This is a genomic window from Pseudomonas sp. QL9 (genome assembly GCF_041409665.1).
GTDB classification, from domain to species: Bacteria; Pseudomonadota; Gammaproteobacteria; order Pseudomonadales; family Pseudomonadaceae; genus Pseudomonas; species Pseudomonas knackmussii.
In genome coordinates, this window is record NZ_CP166971.1 from 2807501 (window position 1) to 2832315 (window position 24815).

Here is a 24815-nt window from a genome sequence, read left to right on the forward strand (position 1 = left end):
GTGAGGGAAAGGCGAAAAGAACCCCGGAGAGGGGAGTGAAATAGAACCTGAAACCGTATGCGTACAAGCAGTGGGAGCCTACTTTGTTAGGTGACTGCGTACCTTTTGTATAATGGGTCAGCGACTTATATTCAGTGGCGAGCTTAACCGAATAGGGAAGGCGTAGCGAAAGCGAGTCTTAATAGGGCGTTTAGTCGCTGGGTATAGACCCGAAACCGGGCGATCTATCCATGAGCAGGTTGAAGGTTAGGTAACACTGACTGGAGGACCGAACCCACTCCCGTTGAAAAGGTAGGGGATGACTTGTGGATCGGAGTGAAAGGCTAATCAAGCTCGGAGATAGCTGGTTCTCCTCGAAAGCTATTTAGGTAGCGCCTCACGTATCACTCCAGGGGGTAGAGCACTGTTTCGGCTAGGGGGTCATCCCGACTTACCAAACCGATGCAAACTCCGAATACCTGGAAGTGTCAGCGTGGGAGACACACGGCGGGTGCTAACGTCCGTCGTGAAAAGGGAAACAACCCAGACCGTCAGCTAAGGTCCCAAAGTTATGGTTAAGTGGTAAACGATGTGGGAAGGCTTAGACAGCTAGGAGGTTGGCTTAGAAGCAGCCACCCTTTAAAGAAAGCGTAATAGCTCACTAGTCGAGTCGGCCTGCGCGGAAGATGTAACGGGGCTCAAACCATACACCGAAGCTACGGGTGCATCGTAAGATGTGCGGTAGAGGAGCGTTCTGTAAGCCTGTGAAGGTGAGTTGAGAAGCTTGCTGGAGGTATCAGAAGTGCGAATGCTGACATGAGTAACGACAATGGGAGTGAAAAACTCCCACGCCGAAAGACCAAGGGTTCCTGCGCAACGTTAATCGACGCAGGGTTAGTCGGTCCCTAAGGCGAGGCTGAAGAGCGTAGTCGATGGGAAACAGGTTAATATTCCTGTACTTCTAGTTACTGCGATGGAGGGACGGAGAAGGCTAGGCCAGCTTGGCGTTGGTTGTCCAAGTTTAAGGTGGTAGGCAGAGATCTTAGGTAAATCCGGGATCTTAATGCCGAGAGCTGATGACGAGCGTTCTTTTAGAACGTGAAGTGGTTGATGCCATGCTTCCAGGAAAAGCTTCTAAGCTTCAGGTAACTAGGAACCGTACCCCAAACCGACACAGGTGGTTGGGTAGAGAATACCAAGGCGCTTGAGAGAACTCGGGTGAAGGAACTAGGCAAAATGGCACCGTAACTTCGGGAGAAGGTGCGCCGGTGAGGGTGAAGTATTTACTACGTAAGCCCATGCCGGTCGAAGATACCAGGCCGCTGCGACTGTTTATTAAAAACACAGCACTCTGCAAACACGAAAGTGGACGTATAGGGTGTGACGCCTGCCCGGTGCCGGAAGGTTAATTGATGGGGTTAGCGAAAGCGAAGCTCTTGATCGAAGCCCCGGTAAACGGCGGCCGTAACTATAACGGTCCTAAGGTAGCGAAATTCCTTGTCGGGTAAGTTCCGACCTGCACGAATGGCGTAACGATGGCGGCGCTGTCTCCACCCGAGACTCAGTGAAATTGAAATCGCTGTGAAGATGCAGTGTATCCGCGGCTAGACGGAAAGACCCCGTGAACCTTTACTGTAGCTTTGCACTGGACTTTGAGCCTGCTTGTGTAGGATAGGTGGGAGGCTTTGAAGCGTGGACGCCAGTTCGCGTGGAGCCATCCTTGAAATACCACCCTGGCATGCTTGAGGTTCTAACTCTGGTCCGTTATCCGGATCGAGGACAGTGTATGGTGGGCAGTTTGACTGGGGCGGTCTCCTCCTAAAGAGTAACGGAGGAGTACGAAGGTGCGCTCAGACCGGTCGGAAATCGGTCGTAGAGTATAAAGGCAAAAGCGCGCTTGACTGCGAGACAGACACGTCGAGCAGGTACGAAAGTAGGTCTTAGTGATCCGGTGGTTCTGTATGGAAGGGCCATCGCTCAACGGATAAAAGGTACTCCGGGGATAACAGGCTGATACCGCCCAAGAGTTCATATCGACGGCGGTGTTTGGCACCTCGATGTCGGCTCATCACATCCTGGGGCTGAAGCCGGTCCCAAGGGTATGGCTGTTCGCCATTTAAAGTGGTACGCGAGCTGGGTTTAGAACGTCGTGAGACAGTTCGGTCCCTATCTGCCGTGGACGTTTGAGATTTGAGAGGGGCTGCTCCTAGTACGAGAGGACCGGAGTGGACGAACCTCTGGTGTTCCGGTTGTCACGCCAGTGGCATTGCCGGGTAGCTATGTTCGGAATAGATAACCGCTGAAAGCATCTAAGCGGGAAACTAGCCTCAAGATGAGATCTCACTGGGAACTTGATTCCCCTAAAGGGCCGTCGAAGACTACGACGTTGATAGGTTGGGTGTGTAAGCGCTGTGAGGCGTTGAGCTAACCAATACTAATTGCCCGTGAGGCTTGACCATATAACACCCAAACAATTTGTGTGTTAGACGGTGAAGTCGACGAACCGAAAGTTCGTGAGAACCGCAAATTACCTGTCACATACCCGAATCAGGATGAGCGTGTGCGCAAGCCACGAGCGTCCGAAAGAATTGCTTGACGACCATAGAGCGTTGGAACCACCTGATCCCATCCCGAACTCAGAAGTGAAACGATGCATCGCCGATGGTAGTGTGGAGTTTCTCCATGTGAGAGTAGGTCATCGTCAAGCACCTATCCCAAAGCCCCTGATCAGCGAAAGCTGGTCGGGGGTTTTGCTTTGCGCGCGGAAAAAGCTCTGGTGCCGATAGACGCCCACAGGCTGATGACGAATCTAGTGGCGCCGGCCCTTGGATCGACCTGGAAGGGTCCAATTTCGAGCCGCATGGGCATCGTTTGCGATCCCAGCGAGCGAATTCGCCCCTACGAAGCGTGAGGGTCACCGAGCTGAATTCTTGCTCGGACATGTCTAGTAATAGTTTCTGTCATATTTATTACTCTGAACCGTCATTGGTCATCTGTCTGTCACATTGCTTTCATAGAGTCTCCTCGCCCGCCCAAGGGGCACGAATTACCGAAACCTCGGCCTTTTCCTAGGAGCAAGTCATGAAACTCAAGCGTTTGATGGCGGCACTGACCTTCGCTGCTGCCGGCATGGGCGCTACGGCTGCCCTCGCCGCGATTGACCCGGCCCTGCCGGAGTACCAGAAAGCCAGCGGCGTGTCGGGCAATCTCTCCAGCGTGGGTTCGGACACCCTGGCCAACGTCATGACCATGTGGGCCGAGGAGTACAAGCGTCTCTATCCGAGCGTGAACGTGCAGATCCAGGCTGCCGGCTCTTCCACCGCGCCGCCGGCACTCACCGAGGGGACTGCCAACCTCGGCCCGATGAGCCGGAAGATGAAGGATGTCGAATTGCAGGCCTTCGAGCAGAAGTACGGTTACAAGCCGACTGCCGTGCCGGTCGCCGTCGATGCGCTGGCGATCTTCGTGCACAAGGACAACCCCATCAAAGGCCTGACCATGCAGCAGGTCGATGCGATCTTCTCGTCCACCCGACTGTGCGGCGCCAAGCAGGAAGTGAAGACCTGGGGTGACCTTGGCCTGACCGGGGACTGGGCGAACAAGCCTGTGCAGCTGTTCGGACGCAATTCGGTGTCCGGCACCTACGGCTATTTCAAGGAACAGGCCTTGTGCAAGGGTGACTTCAAGCCCAACGTCAACGAGCAGCCGGGTTCGGCTTCCGTGGTGCAGTCGATCAGCCAGTCGCTGAATGGTGTTGGGTACTCCGGCATTGGCTACAAGACTGCGAGCGTGAAGACCGTCGCCCTGGCGAAAAAGGAAGGCAGCGCCTACATCGAAGACAACGAGCAGAACGCACTGAACGGCACCTATCCGCTCTCGCGCTTCCTTTATGTCTACGTGAACAAGGCGCCAAACAAGCCGCTGGATCCGCTGGAAGCGCAGTTCCTGAAAATGGTGCTGTCGAAGACAGGGCAGGAAATCGTCGTCAAGGACGGTTACATTCCTCTGCCGTCAAAGGTCGCGGAAAAGGCGATCAAGGACCTGGGCCTCTGAGCAGGCCTCCGATCGCCGAAGCGTCTGACGCGCAATGGCGAAGGGCCCGTCGACAGGTATCTGTCGGCGGGCCTTGCCACGTCATAGTGATGTCACTTTTGTAGAGCGCCATTAAGCCACCAGCCCCGATGAACGACCTGGCCACTTCCTCCATGAGCGATACCAGTCCCGAGCGGATCGATTTCAATGCCCCGGCCTTCCGCCGCAAGCGCCGCATCCGAGCGCTCAAGGATCGCCTGACCCGCTGGTACGTACTGATCGGTGGCCTGGCGGTGCTGGGTGCCATCACCCTGATTTTCTTCTACCTGGCTTACGTGGTGCTGCCGCTGTTCCGTGGCGCCGAGCTGGATGCCCGCGAGCCGCTGACGCCGGCCTGGCTGGGCAGCGTGCAGAAGCCGCTGCTGCTTAGTGTCGAAGAGCAGAACCAGGTGGCGATGCGCGTCGCCGCCGATGGTCAGGTGCTGTTCTTCGATCTCGACAGTGGCAACGAGCTGTCTCGCCAGGCGCTGAAGCTGCCGGCTGGTACTCAGGTGGTCTCCATCGGCCAGGATCAGCCCGATCGGCCGCTGGTTGCCCTGGGCCTGTCCAACGGACAGGTGCTGGTGTTCAAGCACAGCTACCGGGCCAGCTACCCGGACGGCAAGCGGGTCATCGCGCCCGTGCTGGAGTATCCCTATGGCGATACCCCGGTTGCCCTGGATGAGTCCGGCCGGCCGCTGGAGCACGTCGCCATCGCTTCCGGCGAAGACGGCGCCATGCTCGCCGGTTCCGCCGGCAGCCAACTGATGCTGCTCAACCTCAGCAACCAGGAGAACATGCTGACCGGCGAGAACACGCTGCAGCAGGAGCGCATCGAGCTGCCGCAGATCGCCGACCCGGTGAAGGCGATCTTCATGGACCCGCGCAAGCAGTGGCTGTACGTGGTCAACGGCCGTGCCCAAGCCGACGTCTTCGACCTGCGCACCCACCAACTCAACGGGCGCTACAAGCTGCTCGACCACGCCGACAGCGAAGTCACCGCGAGCGCGCAGTTGCTTGGCGGCATCTCGCTGATGATCGGCAGCTCCCGCGGCAGCATCAGCCAATGGTTCATGGCTCGCGATACCGACGGCGAGCCGCGTCTTTCTCACGTTCGTGACTTCCGCCTGGGCGACAAGCCGGTGACGGCGATTGTCGCGGAGCAACGCCGCAAGGGCTTCATCGCCCTGGACAGCAGCGGTCGCCTTGGCGTGTTCCACAGCACGGCCCACCGCACCCTGCTGACCGAGCAGGTCGCCCCAGAGGCGGGAGTCCTCGCCCTTTCGCCGCGAGCCAACCTTGTACTGCTGGAAGAGGGCGGCAAGCTGCACAGCTTCGCGCTGAGCAACCCGCACCCGGAGATTTCCTGGAGCGCGCTCTGGGGCAAGGTCTGGTACGAGAGCTACGACAAGCCGCAGTACGTCTGGCAGTCCACCGCGGCGAACACCGATTTCGAGCCCAAGCTAAGCCTCGCGCCGCTGACCTTCGGCACCCTCAAGGCGGCCTTCTACGCGATGATCCTGGCCGCTCCGCTGGCCGTCGCCGCGGCGGTCTATACCGGTTATTTCATGGCCCCGGCCCTGCGCCGCAAGGTGAAGCCGGTCATCGAACTGATGGAGGCGCTGCCCACGGTAATCCTCGGCTTCTTCGCCGGGCTGTTCCTCGCCCCCTATGTCGAGGGCCACCTGCCGGGCATCTTCAGTCTGCTGCTGCTCACGCCGCTGGGTATCCTGCTCGCCGGCCTGGCCTGGAGCCGCCTGCCGGAGCGCATCCGCCTGTCGATCCCGGACGGTTGGGAAGCGGCCATCCTGGTTCCGGTGGTGCTCGCCGTCGGCACCTTCGCCCTGTGGCTGAGTCCGCACCTGGAGTCGGCGTTCTTCGGCGGCGACATGCGCCTGTGGCTCAGCCATGACCTGGGCATCACCTACGACCAGCGCAATGCCCTGATCGTCGGCCTGGCGATGGGCTTCGCGGTGATTCCGAACATCTTCTCGATTGCCGAGGACGCCATCTTCAGCGTGCCCCGGAGCCTCACCTACGGCTCCCTGGCCCTGGGTGCGACGCCCTGGCAGACCCTGGCGCGGGTGGTGATCCTCACCGCCAGCCCGGGCATCTTCTCGGCGCTGATGATCGGCCTCGGCCGCGCGGTGGGCGAGACCATGATCGTGCTCATGGCGACCGGCAATACCCCGGTGATGGACCTGAATATCTTCCAGGGCATGCGCACCCTGGCAGCGAACGTCGCGGTGGAGATGCCCGAGTCGGAGGTAGGCGGTACCCATTACCGCGTGCTGTTCCTCTCGGCGCTCGTGCTGCTGACCTTCACCTTCGTGATGAACACCCTGGCCGAGCTGATCCGTCAGCGGCTGCGGAAGAAATACGCGTCGCTCTGAGCGGCGCCAACGAGGCTCCTCTGTGAAACAGAAACAGGAATCGGTGAAAGCCTGGTTCGCCAGCGGCACGCCCTGGGTGTGGATGAACGCCGGCGCTGTGTCGATCGCCGTGATCATGACCATCGGCCTGCTGGCTGTGATCGCCGTGCGCGGCCTGGGCCACTTCTGGCCGGCCAATGTGCTGGAGGCAACCTACAGCGTGCCCGGTTCCCCGGTGCAGACGCTGATCGGCGAGGAGGTGCAGGTCGAGCAGGTCCCGCGCGAGCGGCTGCACAGTGCCGGTATGCCGGTGCCGGCCACCGGTCCTGAGTTCATGACCCGCGGGCTGCTCAAGCTGGGCAATCGCGATCTCTATGGCAGCGACTTCTCCTGGGTGGTCGGCGAGTGGCTCGGCGAGCGCCATTGGCCGAAGGAGCTGATGACTCTCGAGCGCCGCGAGTGGGGCAACTTCTATGGCTACCTGCTGAGCGTGAAGGAAGCCGGCAAGGTGGTTGCCGAAGGTTCGGCCGCCATGCCTGAGCTGCAGCAACGCCTGCAGCGGGTGAATGCGCTCTACGACGAACTCAGCGGCCTGGAGAAATCCGACATCGGTGGCATCAACCACGAGCTTGAACGTCTGCGCCTGAAGGAGCGCAAGCTGCAGCTCGACGGGCAGCTCGACGCTACCGCTCAGGCTGACCTGGCTACCGCGCGTGCGGAGCTGCAGGCGCGCTATCAAGAGTACGAAGCGAAGCTCGGCGAGCTGCGCCAGCAGTTCAACCGTGACAGCGTGGTGATGCGCGATTCCAGCGGCCGCGAGACCGAGATCAGCGTCGGCAAGCTGGTCCACGCCTACCAGCCCAACGCCATGGGCGTGGGCGCCAAGCTGAAGTTCTATTTCCAGAAGCTCTGGGAATTCCTCAGCGAAGACCCGCGGGAAGCCAATACCGAGGGCGGCATCTTCCCGGCGATTTTCGGCACCGTGATGATGACCCTGGTGATGGCCCTGATCGTCACGCCTTTCGGTGTCATTGCCGCCGTATACCTGCGCGAGTACGCGCGTCAGGGACCGCTGACCCGGACCATCCGCATCGCCGTGAACAACCTCGCCGGCGTTCCGGCAATCGTCTACGGCGTGTTCGGCCTGGGCTTCTTCGTCTACGTGCTGGGCGGCTCCATCGACCGGCTGTTCTTCGCCGAGGCGCTGCCGGCGCCGACATTCGGCACGCCCGGGCTGTTCTGGGCCTCGCTGACCCTGGCGATCCTCGCCGTGCCGGTGGTGATCGTGGCCACCGAGGAAGGTCTGTCGCGGATTCCGCGTTCGATCCGCGAGGGCTCGCTGGCCCTGGGCGCGACCAAGGCCGAGACGCTGTGGAAGATCGTCCTACCGATGGCCAGCCCAGCGATGATGACAGGCCTGATCCTCGCCGTGGCGCGCGCCGCGGGTGAAGTGGCGCCGCTGATGCTGGTGGGCGTGGTGAAGCTGGCCCCGTCGCTGCCGGTGGACGGCAACTACCCCTACGTGCACCTCGACCAGAAGATCATGCACCTGGGCTTCCACATCTACGACGTCGGCTTCCAGAGCCCCAACGTCGAGGCCGCGCGGCCGCTGGTGTACGCCACCGCGCTGCTGCTGGTGCTGGTGATCGCCCTGCTCAACGTCTCGGCCATCGCCATCCGTAACCGTCTGCGCGAGAAGTACAAGGCGCTGGAAAACTGATAGCCGCCGCCGGCAGTGCTTGCCGGCGGCCTGGAGCCTCCAACGGGAGACCTGAAATGCAACACGATACCCACCGTCACGGTATCGACCTCGCTGCCCTCGGCCGGTCGAAGCGCCAGACAACACGTCTGGAGGACGAGTCCGTGGCCCTGGAAGTCCCCGGCCTGAATCTCTTCTACGGCAAGAAGCAGGCGCTGTTCGACATCCAGATGCAGGTTCCGCGGCAGCGCGTGACCGCCTTCATCGGCCCTTCCGGCTGCGGCAAGTCGACCCTGCTGCGCTGCTTCAACCGGATGAACGACCTGGTCGAGGATTGCCGCGTGGAAGGCGAGATCCGCCTCGACGGCCACAACATTTTCACCAAGGGCGTGGATGTCGCCGAGCTGCGTCGCCGAGTCGGCATGGTGTTCCAGAAGCCCAACCCCTTCCCCAAGACCATCTACGAGAACGTGGTCTATGGCCTGCGCCTGCAGGGCGTGAACAAGAAGCGCACGCTCGATGAGGCGGTGGAGTGGGCGCTCAAGGGCGCCGCGCTGTGGGAAGAGGTGAAGGACCGCCTGCACGAATCGGCGCTGGGGCTTTCCGGCGGCCAGCAGCAGCGTCTGGTGATCGCCCGCACCATCGCGGTGGAGCCTGAAGTGCTGCTGCTCGACGAACCCTGCTCGGCGCTCGACCCGATCTCCACGCTGAAGATCGAGGAACTGATCTACGAACTGAAATCCAAGTTCACCATCGTCATAGTCACCCACAACATGCAGCAGGCCGCGCGGGTTTCCGACTACACCGCGTTCTTGCACATGGGCAACCTGGTGGAGTTCGGCGACACCGACACGCTGTTCACCAACCCGGCGAAACGACAGACCGAGGACTACATCACCGGTCGCTACGGCTAGTGCCGCTGTGCCGCCGAGCGTCGGCGGCGGTCGAATCATAAAACTGCAATCTTTGTTTCATAGCCTGTAGCTTTCGCGGAGCGAATCCCATGATCAACAAAGAAAGTCTCAGTCATCACATCTCCCAGCAGTTCAACACCGAGCTGGAAGATGTGCGCAGCCATCTGCTGGCCATGGGCGGGCTGGTGGAGAAGCAGGTCAACGACGCGGTGAACGCGCTGATCGACGCCGACTCCGGCCTCGCCCAGCAGGTCCGTGACATCGACGACCAGATCAACCAGATGGAGCGCAACATCGACGAGGAATGCATGCGCATCCTCGCCCGCCGCCAGCCGGCTGCCTCCGACCTGCGCCTGATCATCAGCATTTCCAAGTCGGTGATCGACCTCGAGCGTATCGGCGACGAAGCCTCGAAGATCGCCCGCCGCGCCATCCAGCTGTGCGAGGAAGGCGAAGCGCCGCGCGGTTATGTCGAGGTGCGCCACATCGGCGGCCAGGTGCGCAAGATGGTGCAGGAGGCGCTGGATGCCTTCGCCCGCTTCGACGCCGATCTGGCCCTGTCGGTTGCGCAGTACGACAAGACCGTCGACCGCGAGTACAAGACCGCGCTGCGCGAACTGGTCACCTACATGATGGAAGACCCGCGGGCGATCTCCCGCGTGCTCAACGTCATCTGGGCGCTGCGTTCGCTGGAACGCATCGGCGACCACGCGCGCAACATCGCCGAACTGGTGATCTACCTGGTGCGTGGCACCGACGTCCGTCACCTGGGCCTGGCCCGGATGAAGGAAGAGGTACAGGGTCCTTCGGAATAATTCCCTTGCGCCCGGCCGGAATTGTGGCTGGGCAGTCACGTCGGCATGGCATCCTGCCAGCGGCCAAGGCTATCCTTCGCCTTGACGTTTCAGGGAGTCGACAATGAGCAAGGTGAGTGTTCTGGTCGTGGATGATGCGCCTTTCATCCGCGACCTGGTGAAGAAGGGCCTGCGCGACCATTTTCCCGGTCTGCGCATCGAGGAAGCGGTGAATGGGCGCAAGGCCCAGCAGCACCTCGCGCGGCAAGCGGTCGACCTGATCCTGTGCGATTGGGAGATGCCGGAGATGTCCGGTATCGAGCTGCTCGGCTGGTGCCGTGCGCAGGAACCGCTGAAGGAAGTGCCCTTCATCATGGTCACCAGCCGCGGCGACAAGGAGAACGTGGTCCAGGCCATCCAGGCCGGCGTCTCCGACTTCATCGGCAAGCCCTTCTCCAACGACCAGCTCGTCACCAAGGTACGCAAGGCCCTGAGCCGCAGCGGCAAGCTGGAAGCCCTGCTGGCTTCCGCGCCGCAGCGTAGCCTCGCCAGCGGCCCACCGAACGATTCCCTCGCTGCACTCACCGGTGGCAAGGCTGAAGTGGTGCGCCCGGCTGCGCCTGCCGCGCCGGCTCGCCCGGCAGCAGCTCCTGCCGCCGCTCCTGCACCACGTTCCGCCGCGCCGACCCAGGGCAAAGGTCAGGGGCAGCTGCGCTTGCCCAACGTGAGCCTGCCTTGCGTGATTCGGGCGCTTAGCCTGAAGGAAGCACAACTGGTGGTGAAGCGCGGTCAGGCGCTGCCGCAGGTGCTGGAAAGCGCCGTGCTGGACCTGGACGAAGAGAACGAAGTGGCGCGCTTGAACGGCTACCTGCATTCGGTAGCGGCGCTTGAGCCCAAGCCGGACAGCGAGTGGCTCCTGCTGCTGCTGCGCTTCGTCGACCAGGACCCGCAGAAGCTCGATTACCTCTCGCGCCTGATCGCTCGAGGCAGCACGCAGCGGCATTACGTGCCGGGCGCCTGAACCGTCGGTCGGCTGCAATCCGTATTGCTTCACAGCCTGACGCTCGGCTGCTCGTCGCTGCCCGAGCGCGCTGCTAGTCTTGCTGGCGTCGCATACCTATAACCAGAGTCGACATGCTGGGGCGCTTGATTTTCCTCTGCGGTCTATTGGCCGCCACGGGGCCGGCTGCGGCCGTGACCATCTACAAGTACACCGACGCCAATGGCGTGGTCACCTATACGGACAAGGCCGTGTCGGGCGCATCGGTGTTCGTCTTCCGCGACCGCATGGTCGAGCACCTCGAAGAGCAGGTGAAGCTGCAGAGCCTCAAGGGCGAAGGCTTCGACACCCTGCAGGTGCGCAATGACCTCTACGCGCCAGTGGAGATCGAGCTGAGCGTCAACGCCGCGCAGAACACCGTGGGCGTGCCCGAGCAGCCGATCCACTGGGTGCTGGCGCCGCGCACCTCCATGCGTCTCGCTACCCTGAGCCCGCGCGACCCTGGGCGGCCCATGCAGTACAAGCCCAAGCTGCGCTACGCGCTTGGCGATCCGCGGCTGCAACCGGTGCCGTTCCGCTACCCGTTGCCTTGGCGTGGCGGCCCGTTCCGCCTGAGCCAGGGGGCCAACGGCAAGTACAGCCACTTCACGCCCAAGAGCCGCTACGCGCTGGACATCGCCATGCCCGAAGGCACGCCCATAGTCGCGGCGCGCGGTGGCATGGTGGTCAAGGTGGAGAACGGGCAGAGCGGGCGCGGCAACAACCCGTCCGGCAACTTCGTGCGCATCCTGCATGACGACGGCACCATGGGCGTGTATCTGCACCTGATGCGCGGCTCGGTGCTGGTCAGCGAGGGCCAGCGCGTAGGCGAGGGGACGCCGCTCGGGCGTTCGGGCAACACCGGTAATAGCAGCGGGCCGCACCTTCACTTCGTGGTGCAGCGCAACGTCGGGCTGGCGCTGGAATCCATTCCCTACGACTTCGCCCAGCCAGTGGGCACGCTGCCGAACTTCGCGGTGGTCAAGGAATGATCCGCTGCGGTGTCTAGTCCTGAAATAGGTTTACACCTCTCAGGCCATGCTCCAGACCTCAAAACGCCCGATGCACCGCATCGGGCGTTTTGTATTTCAGGGCCAGGTGAGGGCGCTCGCGGTTATAGATGTCGACGGCTTCACGCACCATGCGGCGCGCCTGCGCGAGGTCGGCGGGAGGATGCTCCAGCAACTCGTTCTTCAGGATGCCGTTGACGCGCTCAGCCAGCGCATTCTGGTAACAGTCGTAGCCGTCGGTCATCGAGCAGATTGCTCCGTGCTGCGCGTGCAGGCGTTGGTAAAGCCCCGAGCAGTACTGAATTCCTCGGTCGGAGTGATGCACCAGGGGTTCCTGCGTCGTGCGGCGCCGCAGGGCCTGGCTGTAGGCATGGGCCACCGACTCGGCGTGCAGGCTGTCGTGGACGTGATGGCCGACGATCTTGCGCGAATAGGCGTCGGTGACCAGGCTCAGGTACAGCGGGCCGCTCTGGCTGGGCAGATAGGTGATGTCGGCAACCCAGACGCGCTCCGGCGCATCGGGCAAGACCTGTTGCGGCCCTGGCTTGAGCAGATTGGGATGGCGATGGAACCGGTGAAAACTGTGGGTGGTCTTGTGGTACGCCCGCTTGGGTCGAACCAGCAGGCGGTGCTCGGCCAGCACCCGGAACAGGCGATCGCGCCCAACTCGCAACGCGGCTTCCGCTTGCTGCTGCAACAGATAATGCAGCTTGCGTGCTCCCAGGCGCGGCTGACGCATCCGCACCTGCCGCACGAACTGGGCGATCTGTCGATCCTGCTGGCTGCGCTGATCCGCCGCCCGGTTGCGCTGGTAGTACGCCTGGCGGCTGATGCCCATGAACTGGCAAGCCCTGCTAACACTCAGCGCTTGGACTTGCCTTTGCGTGAGGACTTGCCGGGACGCTTTTTTACGATCGAAACGCCGTAGTCATTCTCCAGCACATTCACCACGGCCTCGAAGAACTGCGCCTTCTGGCTCATCACCTCAAGCTGCTGCTCGAGTTCCTTGATGCGTTGTTCCGGGGTCAACGGCAATTTCGGGGTATTCATATCCGGGCTCCGAGCCTTTCGAAGGGAGGCGCCCTGGTTCCAGTCCTGCCGGCCATGCTTGCGTAACCACACCAGCACCGTCGAGCGGCCCTGGATGCCATAGCGGGCCTGAGCCTCCTTGTAGCTCATTTCCCCTTTTTCGACCTGGTCGACCACCGCCAGTTTAAAAGCCAGCGTGTAATCACGCTGGCTGCGACGAACACCTTCTGCCATCGAGGCTCTCCTGAAATAAGGGCGAAGGTGTAAACCTTATTCAGGACGGGACACGGACAAAAAAAGGCCGCTCATCCAGACTGTGTGAAAACCTAGCCGTCTGAGCACAAGCCAAAGACAATGCCCGTATCGATCAATACGGGCATTGTCGTTCATGGGCTATATCCGCGGTGAAGGGCGTGATCAGGGCAGCTTGTTTCCAGTGTCGCTGGATGAGTTGGTTCCCGAAGAACATCTGGTCCGCGTGATCGAGGCCTACGTGGCGCGGTTGGATCTGCAGCGACTGGGCTTCAGCAAGGCACAGGCGAGCCGGACGGGGCGCCCGGCCTATGATCCGGCCGACCTGCTCATGCTGTACCTGTATGGCTACTTCCAGCGAATTCGCTCCTCGCGCCGACTGGAAGCCGAATGTCAGCGCAATGTCGAAGTGATGTGGCTGCTGGGCCGACTGGCGCCGGACTTCAAGACCATTGCCGATTTCCGCAAGGACAATGGCGCGGCGTTTCAGGCGAGCTGCCGTGCTTTCGTGCAGTTCTGCCGCCAGGTCGGGTTGCTCGGTGGTCAGTTGGTGGCCATCGATGGCAGCAAATTCCAGGCGGTGGCTTCACGGCGCAAGCACCTGAGCCTGGCGCGGCTCAAGCGTCAGCAAGCCAAGCTGGAGGCCGAGATAGCCCGCTATCTGAGCGACCTGGATGAAGCCGACCGCGCCGAAGCGGGCGATGGGGGCGACCGGTGTGCCGTGAAGACTGCGCTGGAGCAGTTGCAGGCTCAACACGCGGACAACCTGACCTGCCAGGTACTGATGCAGGCCCAGGGGCTCGAGCAGTTCGTGATCGGCGAGCCCGATGCCCAGTTGATGCGAACTCACCAGGGCGCGCGGGTCGCCTACAACGTGCAGAGTGCCGTCGATGACAAGCATTGCTTGGTGCTGCACCACGAGGTGACCCAGGATGGCAATGACACTCGCCAGTTGCAGACGATGGCGGAAGCCGCTCAAGCCGTGCTGGAACAGGCGCAACTGACGGTCACGGCGGACGCCGGCTACTCCAATGGCGAGCAATTCCAGGCGTGCGAGGATGCGGGCATCACCGCGTATGTGCCGCTGAACCGTGGCGTCAACAATCAGGGCAATGACACCCCCCTGTTCGACCGCAGCGCCTTCACCTACGACGCGGAGCAGGACCGCTATCAGTGCCCTGCAGGCCAGTGGCTCGCCCTCAAGCAGGTACGCGGCACGGAGAGGGTTTATGCAATCAGTGGCGACTGCTGCGCGTGCCCTTTGCACTCGCGTTGCACGAACAGCCAGCGCCGCCATCTCACCCGGCACGTCCATGAATCAGCTTTCGAGCGCATGCAGCAACGCCTGAAGGCCCGGCCGGAGATGATGGCCAGGCGCCGATCCATCGTCGAGCACCCCTTTGGCAACCTGAAACAGTGGATATTCGGCAACGGCCGCTTCCTGCTGCGGCAGTTAGCGGGCGCCAGTACGGAAATGGTCCTGGCCGTGCAGGCCTACAACCTCAAACGCGCGATTCAGGTACTCGGCGCGCGTCGCCTGATCGAGTTGATGGGCTGATCCCTCCAAAAAAACAAACGCCCCGAACCAGTCGGGGCGTTTGTTTTGCCTTGCTCACAGCGTGTTTTCACACGGCCTGCATCGAGCGGCCTTTTTCGTAGTGCGCGGGCAGATCAGTCCAGCTTGATCACCTTGGCGAGGACGATCTTCGGTCCTTTCATCTTCTTCACGATGATGCGCAGGCCTTCGGTTTCCAGCACTTCTTCCTCTTCCGGCACGCGCTTGAGGCTGTCGTAGACCAGGCCGGCCAGGGTCTCCGCTTCGACGTGGTCGAGGTCGACGCCGAGCAGGCGCTCCAGCTTGAACAGCGGGGTGTCGCCGCGTACCAGCAGCTTGCCCGGCTGGTAGGCGAGGATGCCGCGCTCGGCCTTGCGGTGTTCGTCCTGGATATCGCCGACCAGCACTTCCAGCACGTCTTCCATGGTCAGGTAGCCGACCACCTTGTGGTCGGCCTCCTCGACCAGGGCGAAGTGCGCGCCACCCTGGCGGAACTGCTCGAGCAGGCGCGACAGCGGCATGTGCTTGGTGACCAGCTCCAGCGGGTGGGTCAGTTCGTCGAGATCGATGCGCTCAGGCTGGTTTTCGCGGGCGGACAGCTCAAGCAGCAGGTCCTTGATATGCAGCACGCCGGTGAACTCGCCCTTCTCGGCGTCGTAGACCGGATAGCGGCTGTACTTGTGGCGGCGAATGGTCGCCAGCACGTCGGCCAGCGGCGCGTTGCGCTCGAGATAGACCAGGTCTTCGCGGGAATTGGCCCAGTCCACCACTTCCAGCTCGCCCAGCTCCACTGCCGAGGCCAGTACGCGCATGCCCTGGTCGCTCGGGTCCTGGCCGCGGCTGGAGTGGAGGATCAGCTTGAGCTCTTCACGGCTGTAGTGGTGCTCGTGATGCGGCCCCGGCTCGCCCTGGCCGGCAATCTTGAGGATGGTGTTGGCGCTGGCGTTGAGCAGATAGATGGCGGGATACATCAGCCAGTAGAACAGGTACAGCGGCACCGCGGTCCACAGCGACAGCAGCTCCGGCTTGCGGATTGCCCAGCTCTTGGGCGCCAGCTCGCCGACCACGATGTGCAGGTAGGAAATGATGAAGAAGGCGCTGAAGAACGACACCCCGCGGATGATCTCTTCGTTGTGCACGCCCACCGCGCCCAGCAGGGGCTCCAGCAGTTCCGCGAAGGCCGGCTCGCCGACCCAGCCCAGGCCGAGGGAGGCGAGCGTGATGCCGAGCTGGCAGGCGGAGAGGTAGGCGTCGAGCTGGTGGTGCACCTTGCGCAGGATGTTGCCGCGCCAGCCGTGCTGCTTGGCGATGGCTTCCACGCGCGTGGAGCGCAGCTTGACCATGGCGAACTCGGCGGCCACGAAGAAGCCGTTGAGCACGACGAGGAAGAGGGCGAAGAGAACGAGGCCGAAATCGGCGAAATAGGTCAGCAGGGTGCTACTAGGGGAAGGGTCCATGGTTCTGTTGGCTGAGGAATGAACGGGTAAGGATGGCGGCATGCCGCCGCCATGGCAAGACGGCGCTGTTTCAAGCCATTTGCTGCGGCGGGAAGTGGCAGACGAAGCTGCTGCCCTTGCCCAGCACGCTGCTGATGTCCAGGGTGCCGCGGTGGCGGATCAGCACGTGCTTGACGATCGCCAGGCCCAGGCCGGTGCCGCCGGTGCTGGCATTGCGGCTGGAGTCGACGCGATAGAAGCGCTCTGTCAGGCGTGGCAGGTGCTTGGGATCGATGCCGATACCGCTGTCCTGCACGGACAGATGCGCGCCCTGCTCGTCCCCCCACCAGCGGATGCGGATTTCGCCGCCTGCAGGGGTGTACTTGACCGCATTGAACACCAGGTTGGAAAACGCGCTGCGCAGCTCTGCCTCGCTGCCCTTGAGGCGCACCTTGGGATCGGCCTCCAGGCTGATGCGGTGTTCGCTGGAACCGGACAGCGCCTGGGCGTCGTTGCGGATCGCCAGCAGCATCAGGTCCACCGCCACTGGCTTGTTGTCGGCCGGGTAGTCGGTCGCTTCCAGCTTGGCCAAGAGCAGCAGGTCGTTGAGCAGCGTCTTCATGCGCGAAGCCTGTTGCTGCATCTGCTGCAGGGCGCGGTTCCAGCGCGGGTTGATGTTCTCCACGTTGTCCAGCAGCGTCTCCAGGTAGCCGGCGATCACCGTCAGCGGCGTGCGCAGCTCGTGGGATACGTTGGCGACGAAGTCCTTGCGCATCTGCTCCAGCAGGTGCACGCGGGTCACGTCGCGCGCCAGCATCAGGTGCTCGCCGTTGCCGTAGAGGGTGATCTGGAACTGCAGCAGCTGCTTGTCGTTCACTGGCGAGGGCAGGTCCAGCGGCTCTTGGTAGTTGCCGTGGGCGAAGTATTCCTTGAAGCGCGGATGGCGGATCAGGTTGGTCACCGGCTGGCCGCCGTCCTGCGGGCTGCGCAGGCCGAGCAGGCGTTCGGCGGCGATGTTCCACCACTCCAGGTTGCCGTCGGCGTCGAGCATGACCACGGCGTCGCGCAGTGCGGCGGTGGATTCCTGCATACGGTCGATCACTGCCTGCAGGCGGCCGCGGGCGCGTTCGTTACGGCGTTGCAGGTGATAGATGCTGTCGAACACTTCGCCCCAGAGGCCATAGCCGTCCGGTGGCGGTTCGTCGTCGCGATGGTTCTTCAGCCACTTGTGCAGGCGCAGCACCTGCCAAAGGGTCCAGCCGAGATAGAAGCCCAGGCACGCGGCCAGGGCCCAGCCGTATTGGCCGGTCACCGCGCCGAGCAGCGCGGCGGCGAGAATCAGTAGCAGCAGATGGCGAATGAGGGCGCCACGCCAGTCTTGGTTCACCAGGTCCAGTCCTTGTGAGCAATGCAGGAACGGCCCGCGACAGTGCGAGCCGTTCCCGAGGCGCGGTGCGCGTCAGGTCTTGGTGGAGAAACGATACCCGGTCCCGCGCACGGTCTGTACCAGATTCTCGTAGACCTCGCCCAAGGCCTTGCGCAGACGGCGGATGTGCACGTCGACGGTGCGCTCTTCCACATAGACGTTGCCGCCCCAGACCTGGTCGAGCAGTTGGCCGCGAGTGTAGGCGCGTTCCTGGTGGGTCATGAAGAACTGCAGCAGGCGGTATTCGGTCGGACCCATTTCGGCGGGCTTGCCGTCGATGGTCACGCGGTGGCTGACCGGATCGAGCATCAGGCCGCCGACCTCGATCGGCGCCTCGCTGTCGCCGGCGCCGGTGCGGCGCAGCACGGCCTTCAGGCGGGCGACCAGTTCGCGCGGCGAGAACGGCTTGGTGATGTAGTCGTCGGCGCCGACTTCCAGGCCCTGGATCTTGTTGTCCTCTTCGCCCTTGGCGGTGAGCATGATGATCGGGATGTCCTCGGTCATCTCGTCACGCTTCAGGCGGCGCGCCAGTTCGATGCCGGAGGTGCCCGGCAGCATCCAGTCGAGCAGGATCAGGTCCGGCTTGCGGTCGACGATGGCAGCGTGGGCCTGCTGGGTGCTTTCCGCTTCCTGGCACTCGTATCCGGCCATTTCCAGGGCCACTGCGATCATCTCGCGGATCGGTGCTTCGTCGTCAACGATGAGGATTGTCTTGCCAACCATGGTCTCGTCTCTGGAGTTCTCTACTGCGCCGCATTAGATAACGGAATTATTTCAAGGATGTGACACCAGCATGTTAGCCGAGCGCCAGGCCCGGCGGTTGGCGGGCGCTCTACTATGCTGATCAGACCGCCCTTGAGGGTGGTTCGACGCGTATCGCCGGGACCGTCTTGGCGGCCTGCCTGACCTGCCGCCGTCCCGCTGCGCTCCCTTGCGGTTCCCACCGCTTCTGAGGAGATCGACGATGAATTGCAAACACCTGGTGCTGGCCCTCGGCCTGGCGCTGCCGGCTTTGGCCGCGCACGCGGCTGACCCGGCCACGGTCAAGAACGGCATGCTGGTCGATGCCAAGGGCATGACGCTCTACACCTTCGACAAGGACAGTGGCGGCAAGTCGATGTGCACGGGCCAGTGCGAGCAGTTCTGGCCGCCGCTGATGGCCGAAAGCGGCGCCAAGGCTGGCGAAGACTGGACCCTGATCAACCGTGACGGCGGTCAGCAGTGGGCCTACTACGGCAAGCCGCTGTACCGCTTCGTGAAGGACCAGAAGCCCGGCGACGCCACCGGCGAGGGCAAGATGGACGGCGCCTGGCACGTGGCCAAGCCGCAGTAAACCGTTCGCCCAGTGGCCAACCGTCGCCGGCGTCGCTCAGCGCAGCGCGTAGTCGGCGACGGTGCCGAGGAAGATCGCCAGCCCCGCCCAATGGTTGTGCAGGAAGGCCTTGAAGCAGGCCTGCGGGTCGCGTCCGCGGGTCGAGTGGAATTCCCAGGCGAAGCAGCCTGCAGCTACTACCAGGCCGGCATAGAAGCTCCAGCCCAGGTGCAGCTGGTTGGCGGCCAGCACCGTCAGCAGGAGCGTCAGGCCCTGCAGGGTCAGGATGATCACCCGGTCGGCGTCGCCGAAGAGGATGGCGGTGGATTTCACGCCGATCTTCAGGTCGTCCTCGCGGTCGGTCATCGCGTAGTAGGTGTCGTAAGCCACGGTCCATAGCACGTTGGCGAAGAACAGCAGCCACGCAGCCGCCGGCAGCTTTCCGCTGGCCGCGGTGAACGCCATCGGAATGCCCCAGGAGAAGGCCGCGCCCAGCACCACCTGCGGGTAGTAGGTGTAGCGCTTCATGAAGGGGTAGAGCGCGGCGATGGCGGCGCCGCCGAACGACAGGAAGATGGTCTTCTCGTTGGTGCACAACACCAGCACGAAGCTGGTCGCCAGCAACGCGAAGAAGGTGATCCAGGCCTCGCTCACGGTGATCTTGCCGGTGGCCAGCGGACGCGCCTTGGTGCGCGCAACGTGGCCGTCGAAGTTGCGGTCGGCGAAGTCGTTGATCACGCAACCTGCAGCGCGCATCGCCACCGTGCCGAGGATGAAGATAACCAGGTTCTTCAGGCTGGGAACGCCGCCGCTGGCCATCCACAGCGCCCACAGCGTCGGCCACAGCAGCAGGTAGATGCCGATCGGCTTGTCCATGCGCGTCAACTGGATGAAGTCCCAGGCGCGAGGGTGCAGGCGGGCGAGAGGTTTGATCAGGGCGACGAACATGGCTACCTCCGGACAGGAACGGAGGATTATAAGGCGTCGACCCCGGCGGCGCGCCACAGGCGCGGCAGGAACACTTCGGCGACCAGCACGCCCAGCGCGCCGCGGCGGAAGCACGAACGGCGGCCCCAAAGCAGCGTGCGGCGCACTTCCAGCGGGAGGAAGGGCGCGGGGTACAGGCAGATTTCGATCACATCGCGGCGGAACGCGCTGTCGCTGAACAGCAGCTCGCCCAGCGAGCGTGTGCCAAGCAGCGCCAGGTCGAAGCCCGATGCTTCCAGTGCGGCGCGCGCGGCGACGCTGCGGGCAAACACCCAGGGCTGGCCGTGGCCGTGCAGGTAGACCTCGCGCACCCAGCCCTGGCTGCCGTTGGGCACGCCCAGCGCGGCGCACTCGTCGTCGCGCAGCACTTGCCACTCCTCGCACAGCGGCTCGACGCTGAAGGCGCCTTCGGCGAGGGCGGTGAGGCGGCGAGTCAGCGAGCCCTGGTCGAACAGCCAGTCGTGTACGGCGGGGTCGACGTTGGCGGGCAGTTGGTCTTCAGCGAGCCAGCGGGGCAGGGGGGAGGAAAAATCGGACACGGGAGCGAGACGTTTGTGTAGGACGGCGGCAGGGTAGCACGAAGCGCATTGGCCAGACCGTGACCAATGGCGTCGTCTTCATCGGGTCCAGCCTTCTAGGTGTCGGATCGCCGAGCGGGGAACTGTGACAGGTTGCCACGGCTTCTAGACTGGTCGACGAAGCCACAAGAAGAACCCGCCCGGTGAGGCCCGATGAACATCCTTTACGACGAGCGCCTCGATGGCGCACTGCCCAAGGTGGACAAGCCCGCGCTACTCGTCGAGCTGCGCGCCGCGCTGCCGGATCTGGAAATCCTCCACGAGCCGGAGGACCTGCGCCCCTACGAATGCGACGGCCTCTCCGCCTACCGCTGCACGCCGTTGCTGGTGGTGCTGCCCGAACACGTCGAGCAGGTGCAGACCCTGCTGCGCCTGTGCCACCGGATGCGCGTGCCTGTGATCGCGCGCGGCGCCGGCACCGGCCTGTCCGGTGGTGCGCTGCCGCTGGAGCAGGGCGTGCTGCTGGTGATGGCACGCTTCAAGCGCATCCTCGAAGTGAACCCGGCCGGGCGCTACGCCCGCGTGCAGCCCGGCGTGCGCAACCTGGCCATTTCCCAGGCTGCCGCGCCTTGCGGCCTGTACTACGCGCCCGATCCGTCCTCGCAGATCGCCTGTTCGATTGGCGGCAATGTCGCCGAGAACGCCGGCGGCGTGCATTGCCTGAAGTACGGGCTGACGGTGCACAACCTGCTCAAGGTCGAGATCGTCACCATGGACGGCGAGCGCCTGACGCTCGGCTCCGACGCTCTCGACAGCCCTGGCTTCGATTTGCTGGCGCTGTTCACCGGTTCCGAAGGCCTGCTCGGCGTGGTGGTCGAGGTAACCGTGAAGCTGCTGCCCAAGCCGCAGATGGCCAAGGTGTTGATGGCAAGCTTCGATGACGTCGAGAAGGCTGGCCGCGCGGTGGCCGACATCATCGCCGCCGGCATCATCCCCGGCGGCCTGGAGATGATGGACAACCTGTCGATCCGCGCCGCCGAGGACTTCATCCACGCGGGTTACCCGGTGGAGGCGGCGGCCATCCTTCTGTGCGAGCTGGATGGCGTGGAGTCCGACGTCCACGAGGATTGCCTCTGCGTCGAAGGCGTGCTGCGCAAGGCCGGCGCTACAGACGTGCGGCTGGCGCGGGACGAAGAAGAGCGGGCGAGGTTCTGGGCTGGTCGCAAGAACGCCTTCCCGGCGGTGGGGCGTATCTCGCCGGATTACTACTGCATGGACGGCACCATCCCGCGTCGCGAGCTGCCTCGTGTGCTGCGCGGCATCGCCGAACTGTCCGCCGAGTACGGCCTGCGCGTGGCCAATGTGTTCCACGCCGGCGATGGCAACATGCACCCGCTGATCCTCTTCGACGCCAACCTGCCCGGCGAACTGGAGCGCGCCGAGGCGCTGGGCGGGAAGATCCTCGAACTCTGCGTGGCGGTGGGCGGCAGCATCACCGGCGAACATGGAGTGGGGCGCGAGAAGATCAACCAGATGTGCGCGCAGTTCAACGCTGATGAGCTGACCCTGTTCCATGCGGTAAAGGCTGCCTTCGATCCGCAGGGTTTGCTCAACCCTGGCAAGAACATTCCCACGCTGCACCGCTGCGCCGAGTTCGGCGCCATGCACATCCACCGTGGGCAGTTGCCGTTTCCGGACCTGGAGCGCTTCTGATGCCCCCGAATTTCGATTCCCAGGCTGGCGCCGACCGCAGTGCGGAGCTGCTCGAACAGGTGCGCCAGGCCCTGGCGGAACGGACCGCCCTGTCGATTCGCGGCGGCTCCAGCAAGACCTTTCTCGGTCGCTGGGTGGACGCCCGTCCGCTGGATGTTGCCGGCCACACGGGCATCGTTTCCTACGACCCGACCGAGTTGGTCATCACCGCCCGAGCCGGCACTCCGTTGCGCGAGCTGAATGCCGTGCTGGATGGCGCCGGGCAGATGCTTGCTTGCGAGCCGCCGAGCTTCAGCGACAAGGCCACGGTTGGCGGAATGCTCGCCGCCGGGCTGTCCGGCCCGCGCCGGCCCTGGGCGGGCGCAGTGCGCGACTTCGTTCTCGGCACGCGGATGATCAGCGGCCTGGGCACCCACCTGCGCTTCGGCGGCCAAGTGATGAAGAACGTTGCCGGCTACGACCTGTCGCGTCTGCTGGCCGGCAGTTTCGGTTGCCTGGGAGTGATCACCGAGGCCTCGTTCAAGGTGCTGCCCAAGCCGCGCTGCCACATCAGCCTGCGCCAGAGCATTCCCCTCGAGCGCGCGCTCCAGCGTCTCGCCGAGTGGGGCCAGCAACCGCTGCCGCTGAGCGCAGCCGCGCACGATGGCGAGCAGCTATACCTGCGTTTCGAGGGTAACGAGGGCTCGGTGCGCGCAGCCTGCGACCGCATCGGTGGCGATCCCCTGGGTGACGGCTGGTGGGAGGAGCTGCGCGAACAGCACCTGGCCTTCTTCCGCGATTCGCGCCCGCTCTGGCGCTTGTCGCTGCCGGCCACGACCGCACCGCTGGCGCTGCCTGGCGCACAGCTGCTGGACTGGGGTGGCGCACAGCGTTGGCTCAAGTCCGACGCTTCCGCCGAGCGGATTCGCCAGGCCGTGAGTGCAGTCGGCGGCCACGCGACCTGCTTCACTTCGAGCCACGTCGACGATCCGCTGCATCCGCTGCCCGAGTCCCTGCTCAAGTTGCATCGGTCGCTGAAGCGCCAGCTCGATCCGCAGGGCATCTTCAACCCCGGGCGCATGTACGCCGACCTCTGACTTGGACGGTTCTATGCAGACCAACCTGAGCGAAGCAGCCAAGCGCCTGGAGCATGCCGACGAAGCCGAGCGTGTCCTGCGCAGCTGCGTGCACTGCGGCTTTTGCAACGCCACCTGCCCGACCTATCAGGAACTTGGCGACGAGTTGGATGGCCCGCGCGGGCGCATCTACCTGATCAAGCAGTTCCTCGAACAGGACGAGGTGAGCGCGAAGACCCAGATGCACCTGGACCGCTGCCTGACCTGCCGCAATTGCGAAACCACCTGTCCGTCCGGGGTGGAGTACCACAAGCTGCTGGACATCGGCCGCGCAGCCATCGAGGCGCGCGTGCCGCGTCCGTTGGGCGAGCGCCTGCTGCGCACCGGGCTGCTCGCTGTGGTGCCGCGACCGGCGCTGTTCAAGGCGCTGTTTGGGGCCGGCCAGGCGCTACGGCCGATTCTCCCGGCGTCCCTGAGCCAGCACTTGCCGCGCGCCATCGCAGCGCCCGGCGAGCGGCCGCCGGAGCGGCATGCGCGCCATGTGCTGATGCTCGAAGGCTGCGTGCAGCAGGCGCTGTCGCCGAACACCAACGCGGCCGCCGCGCGTGTGCTCGACCGCCTTGGCATCAGCGTGACGCCTGCGCCTCAGGCCGCCTGTTGCGGTGCCGCGGAATACCACCTGAATGCCCAGGCGTCCGGGCTGCAGCGCGCACGACGCAATACCGACGCCTGGTGGCCGGCCATCGAAGAGGGCGCCGAGGCGATCGTGCAGACCGCCAGCGGCTGCGGCGCCTTCGTCAAGGAATACGGTTACCTGCTGCGCGACGATCCGCAGTACGCCGCCAAGGCGGTTCGCGTGAGTGAGTTGGCGAAGGACCTGATCGAAATCGTCCGCGCTGAGCCGCTGGAAAGCCTCGGCCTGCGCTGCGACCGGACGCTGGCGTTCCATTGCCCCTGCACGCTGCAGCACGCGCAAAAGCTCGGCGGCGCTGTCGAGGCGGTGCTCAAGCGCCTGGGCTTCAACCTCACCGCGGTGCCCGATGGTCATCTCTGCTGCGGCTCGGCCGGTACCTATTCGCTGACGCAGCCGGAGCTGTCGAAGCGCCTGCGCGCCAACCGGCTGGATGCGCTGGAAAGCGGCCGCCCCGACCTGATCGCCACCGCCAACATCGGCTGCCAGATCCACCTCGACAGTGCGGGCCGCACGCCTGTCCGGCACTGGATCGAGCTGGTCGACCAGGCGCTCGCCGGTGGAGGCTGATCCCTCGATCTCTCGGAGTAGGGGCGCGCGGTTGGGGGAGGGTTATCCACACCCATCTTTGGTTGGCCCCCAATGGGTGGCCAACTGCCCGGTGGCGTCTTGGCGCGCATCGGGAATTGCGTTAGCGTGCGGACCGCAAACCGTGGTAACCCGCCCGAGGGGTCGACAATGAAAAAGTGGCAATGCGTAGTCTGCGGACTCATCTATGACGAAACCAAAGGCTGGCCGGAAGAAGGCATCGCCGCGGGCACCCGTTGGGAAGACGTGCCGGAAGACTGGCTGTGCCCCGACTGCGGCGTCGGCAAGATGGACTTCGAGATGATCGAGATCGGCTGATCCCTCAGTCGATGTTCGTGACGACGGCGGCCGTGGCCGCCGTTGTTGTTTCTGCGC

At 63.6% G+C, this 24815-nt stretch carries 19 protein-coding genes and 2 rRNA genes (1 of these 21 cut by a window edge); 15 read left to right on the forward strand and 6 right to left on the reverse strand.

From position 1 onward, the window contains the following. From ACA097_RS13260 to ACA097_RS13300, 9 genes are all read left to right on the forward strand, one after another. Nucleotides 1-2438: ribosomal RNA gene (locus ACA097_RS13260) — 23S ribosomal RNA — on the forward strand; it begins 453 nt to the left of the window's first position. A gap of 132 nt (nucleotides 2439-2570) precedes the next feature. Continuing rightward, nucleotides 2571-2686 (forward strand): 5S ribosomal RNA (rrf, locus tag ACA097_RS13265). Between the two features lie 374 nt (nucleotides 2687-3060). Next, on the forward strand, nucleotides 3061-4032 hold the full coding sequence (locus tag ACA097_RS13270) for a phosphate ABC transporter substrate-binding protein PstS family protein (RefSeq protein ID WP_043256539.1): 972 nt from the start codon (nucleotides 3061-3063) through the stop codon (nucleotides 4030-4032). Nucleotides 4033-4466: 434 nt separating this feature from the next. Further along, entirely contained in the window at nucleotides 4467-6443 is a 1977-nt protein-coding gene (locus ACA097_RS13275) for an ABC transporter permease subunit (protein ID WP_371370514.1), read from the forward strand. A 22-nt stretch (nucleotides 6444-6465) separates the two neighbouring features. Continuing rightward, nucleotides 6466-8142 (forward strand): phosphate ABC transporter permease PstA, encoded by a 1677-nt coding sequence (gene pstA, locus ACA097_RS13280; RefSeq protein WP_043256535.1) that lies wholly within the window; start codon nucleotides 6466-6468, stop codon nucleotides 8140-8142. A gap of 56 nt (nucleotides 8143-8198) precedes the next feature. After that, entirely contained in the window at nucleotides 8199-9035 is an 837-nt protein-coding gene (gene pstB, locus ACA097_RS13285; RefSeq protein WP_371370375.1) for a phosphate ABC transporter ATP-binding protein PstB, read from the forward strand. A gap of 89 nt (nucleotides 9036-9124) precedes the next feature. Next, complete coding sequence (phoU, locus tag ACA097_RS13290; RefSeq protein ID WP_043256530.1) at nucleotides 9125-9850, forward strand: phosphate signaling complex protein PhoU; 726 nt, start codon at nucleotides 9125-9127, stop codon at nucleotides 9848-9850. Nucleotides 9851-9953: 103 nt separating this feature from the next. Further along, a complete protein-coding gene (locus ACA097_RS13295) occupies nucleotides 9954-10850 on the forward strand; it encodes a response regulator (RefSeq protein ID WP_043256528.1) in 897 nt (298 codons plus the stop codon). 113 nt (nucleotides 10851-10963) lie between these two features. Then, nucleotides 10964-11860, forward strand: coding sequence for a peptidoglycan DD-metalloendopeptidase family protein (locus ACA097_RS13300; protein WP_371370376.1), 897 nt, complete (start codon nucleotides 10964-10966; stop codon nucleotides 11858-11860). Nucleotides 11861-11918: 58 nt separating this feature from the next. On the opposite strand, the gene ACA097_RS13305 is transcribed toward ACA097_RS13300, so the two are convergent. Beyond that, nucleotides 11919-13141 (reverse strand): IS3 family transposase gene (locus ACA097_RS13305; protein ID WP_160285487.1). Its coding sequence is split into 2 segments (ribosomal slippage): nucleotides 11919-12790 and nucleotides 12790-13141, totalling 1224 coding nucleotides; the frame shifts between segments, so codons are not numbered across the junction. Between the two features lie 154 nt (nucleotides 13142-13295). Between ACA097_RS13305 and ACA097_RS13310 the strand changes: the two genes are divergently transcribed. After that, nucleotides 13296-14717 (forward strand): IS1182 family transposase, encoded by a 1422-nt coding sequence (locus ACA097_RS13310; RefSeq protein ID WP_371370377.1) that lies wholly within the window; start codon nucleotides 13296-13298, stop codon nucleotides 14715-14717. A 113-nt stretch (nucleotides 14718-14830) separates the two neighbouring features. Here the strand turns inward: ACA097_RS13310 and ACA097_RS13315 are convergent, their stop codons facing one another. The 3 genes from ACA097_RS13315 to phoB all read right to left on the reverse strand — a co-directional run bounded on the left by ACA097_RS13315 (nucleotide 14831) and on the right by phoB (nucleotide 18299). Further along, nucleotides 14831-16171: a hemolysin family protein gene (locus ACA097_RS13315; protein WP_371370378.1), complete on the reverse strand. Its 1341-nt coding sequence runs from the start codon at nucleotides 16169-16171 to the stop codon at nucleotides 14831-14833. Nucleotides 16172-16241: 70 nt separating this feature from the next. Continuing rightward, a complete protein-coding gene (phoR, locus tag ACA097_RS13320) occupies nucleotides 16242-17546 on the reverse strand; it encodes a phosphate regulon sensor histidine kinase PhoR (protein ID WP_371370515.1) in 1305 nt (434 codons plus the stop codon). A gap of 63 nt (nucleotides 17547-17609) precedes the next feature. Beyond that, nucleotides 17610-18299, reverse strand: coding sequence for a phosphate regulon transcriptional regulator PhoB (phoB, locus tag ACA097_RS13325; protein WP_043256519.1), 690 nt, complete (start codon nucleotides 18297-18299; stop codon nucleotides 17610-17612). 241 nt (nucleotides 18300-18540) lie between these two features. Between phoB and ACA097_RS13330 the strand changes: the two genes are divergently transcribed. Further along, nucleotides 18541-18909: a hypothetical protein gene (locus tag ACA097_RS13330; RefSeq protein ID WP_197539240.1), complete on the forward strand. Its 369-nt coding sequence runs from the start codon at nucleotides 18541-18543 to the stop codon at nucleotides 18907-18909. 36 nt (nucleotides 18910-18945) lie between these two features. On the opposite strand, the gene ubiA is transcribed toward ACA097_RS13330, so the two are convergent. Both ubiA and ACA097_RS13340 read right to left on the reverse strand, forming a co-directional pair. Next, the gene (gene ubiA / locus ACA097_RS13335; protein ID WP_160288790.1) at nucleotides 18946-19836 is read right to left on the reverse strand and encodes a 4-hydroxybenzoate octaprenyltransferase; all 891 of its coding nucleotides are present in this window, start codon (nucleotides 19834-19836) and stop codon (nucleotides 18946-18948) included. Between the two features lie 26 nt (nucleotides 19837-19862). Then, the gene (locus ACA097_RS13340; protein ID WP_156958159.1) at nucleotides 19863-20393 is read right to left on the reverse strand and encodes a chorismate lyase; all 531 of its coding nucleotides are present in this window, start codon (nucleotides 20391-20393) and stop codon (nucleotides 19863-19865) included. 213 nt (nucleotides 20394-20606) lie between these two features. Here ACA097_RS13340 and glcD point away from each other — a divergent pair, with 213 nt between their 5' ends. The 4 genes from glcD (at nucleotide 20607) to ACA097_RS13360 (ending at nucleotide 24758) form a co-directional block, all read left to right on the forward strand. Continuing rightward, nucleotides 20607-22106, forward strand: coding sequence for a glycolate oxidase subunit GlcD (gene glcD / locus ACA097_RS13345; RefSeq protein ID WP_160288789.1), 1500 nt, complete (start codon nucleotides 20607-20609; stop codon nucleotides 22104-22106). Further along, complete coding sequence (gene glcE, locus ACA097_RS13350) at nucleotides 22106-23182, forward strand: glycolate oxidase subunit GlcE (protein WP_371370379.1); 1077 nt, start codon at nucleotides 22106-22108, stop codon at nucleotides 23180-23182. The genes glcD and glcE overlap by 1 nt, the downstream gene beginning before the upstream one ends. 13 nt (nucleotides 23183-23195) lie before the next feature. Beyond that, a complete protein-coding gene (gene glcF, locus ACA097_RS13355) occupies nucleotides 23196-24422 on the forward strand; it encodes a glycolate oxidase subunit GlcF (protein ID WP_371370380.1) in 1227 nt (408 codons plus the stop codon). A 168-nt stretch (nucleotides 24423-24590) separates the two neighbouring features. Next, entirely contained in the window at nucleotides 24591-24758 is a 168-nt protein-coding gene (locus tag ACA097_RS13360) for a rubredoxin (RefSeq protein ID WP_043256507.1), read from the forward strand. The last annotated feature ends 57 nt before the right edge of the window (nucleotides 24759-24815 follow it).

Coding starts and splice junctions, on each gene's coding strand:
- ACA097_RS13310 (WP_371370377.1), top strand. CDS start 13,296: ATGGGCTATATCCGCGGTGAAGGGCGTGATCAGGGCAGCTTGTTTCCA.
- glcF (WP_371370380.1), top strand. CDS start 23,196: ATGCAGACCAACCTGAGCGAAGCAGCCAAGCGCCTGGAGCATGCCGAC.
- glcE (WP_371370379.1), top strand. CDS start 22,106: ATGCCCCCGAATTTCGATTCCCAGGCTGGCGCCGACCGCAGTGCGGAG.
- phoU (WP_043256530.1), top strand. CDS start 9,125: ATGATCAACAAAGAAAGTCTCAGTCATCACATCTCCCAGCAGTTCAAC.
- pstB (WP_371370375.1), top strand. CDS start 8,199: ATGCAACACGATACCCACCGTCACGGTATCGACCTCGCTGCCCTCGGC.
- ACA097_RS13275 (WP_371370514.1), top strand. CDS start 4,467: ATGCGCGTCGCCGCCGATGGTCAGGTGCTGTTCTTCGATCTCGACAGT.
- ubiA (WP_160288790.1), bottom strand. CDS start 19,836: ATGTTCGTCGCCCTGATCAAACCTCTCGCCCGCCTGCACCCTCGCGCC.
- ACA097_RS13295 (WP_043256528.1), top strand. CDS start 9,954: ATGAGCAAGGTGAGTGTTCTGGTCGTGGATGATGCGCCTTTCATCCGC.
- ACA097_RS13330 (WP_197539240.1), top strand. CDS start 18,541: ATGAATTGCAAACACCTGGTGCTGGCCCTCGGCCTGGCGCTGCCGGCT.
- ACA097_RS13315 (WP_371370378.1), bottom strand. CDS start 16,171: ATGGACCCTTCCCCTAGTAGCACCCTGCTGACCTATTTCGCCGATTTC.
- glcD (WP_160288789.1), top strand. CDS start 20,607: ATGAACATCCTTTACGACGAGCGCCTCGATGGCGCACTGCCCAAGGTG.
- ACA097_RS13270 (WP_043256539.1), top strand. CDS start 3,061: ATGAAACTCAAGCGTTTGATGGCGGCACTGACCTTCGCTGCTGCCGGC.
- ACA097_RS13360 (WP_043256507.1), top strand. CDS start 24,591: ATGAAAAAGTGGCAATGCGTAGTCTGCGGACTCATCTATGACGAAACC.
- ACA097_RS13300 (WP_371370376.1), top strand. CDS start 10,964: ATGCTGGGGCGCTTGATTTTCCTCTGCGGTCTATTGGCCGCCACGGGG.
- phoB (WP_043256519.1), bottom strand. CDS start 18,299: ATGGTTGGCAAGACAATCCTCATCGTTGACGACGAAGCACCGATCCGC.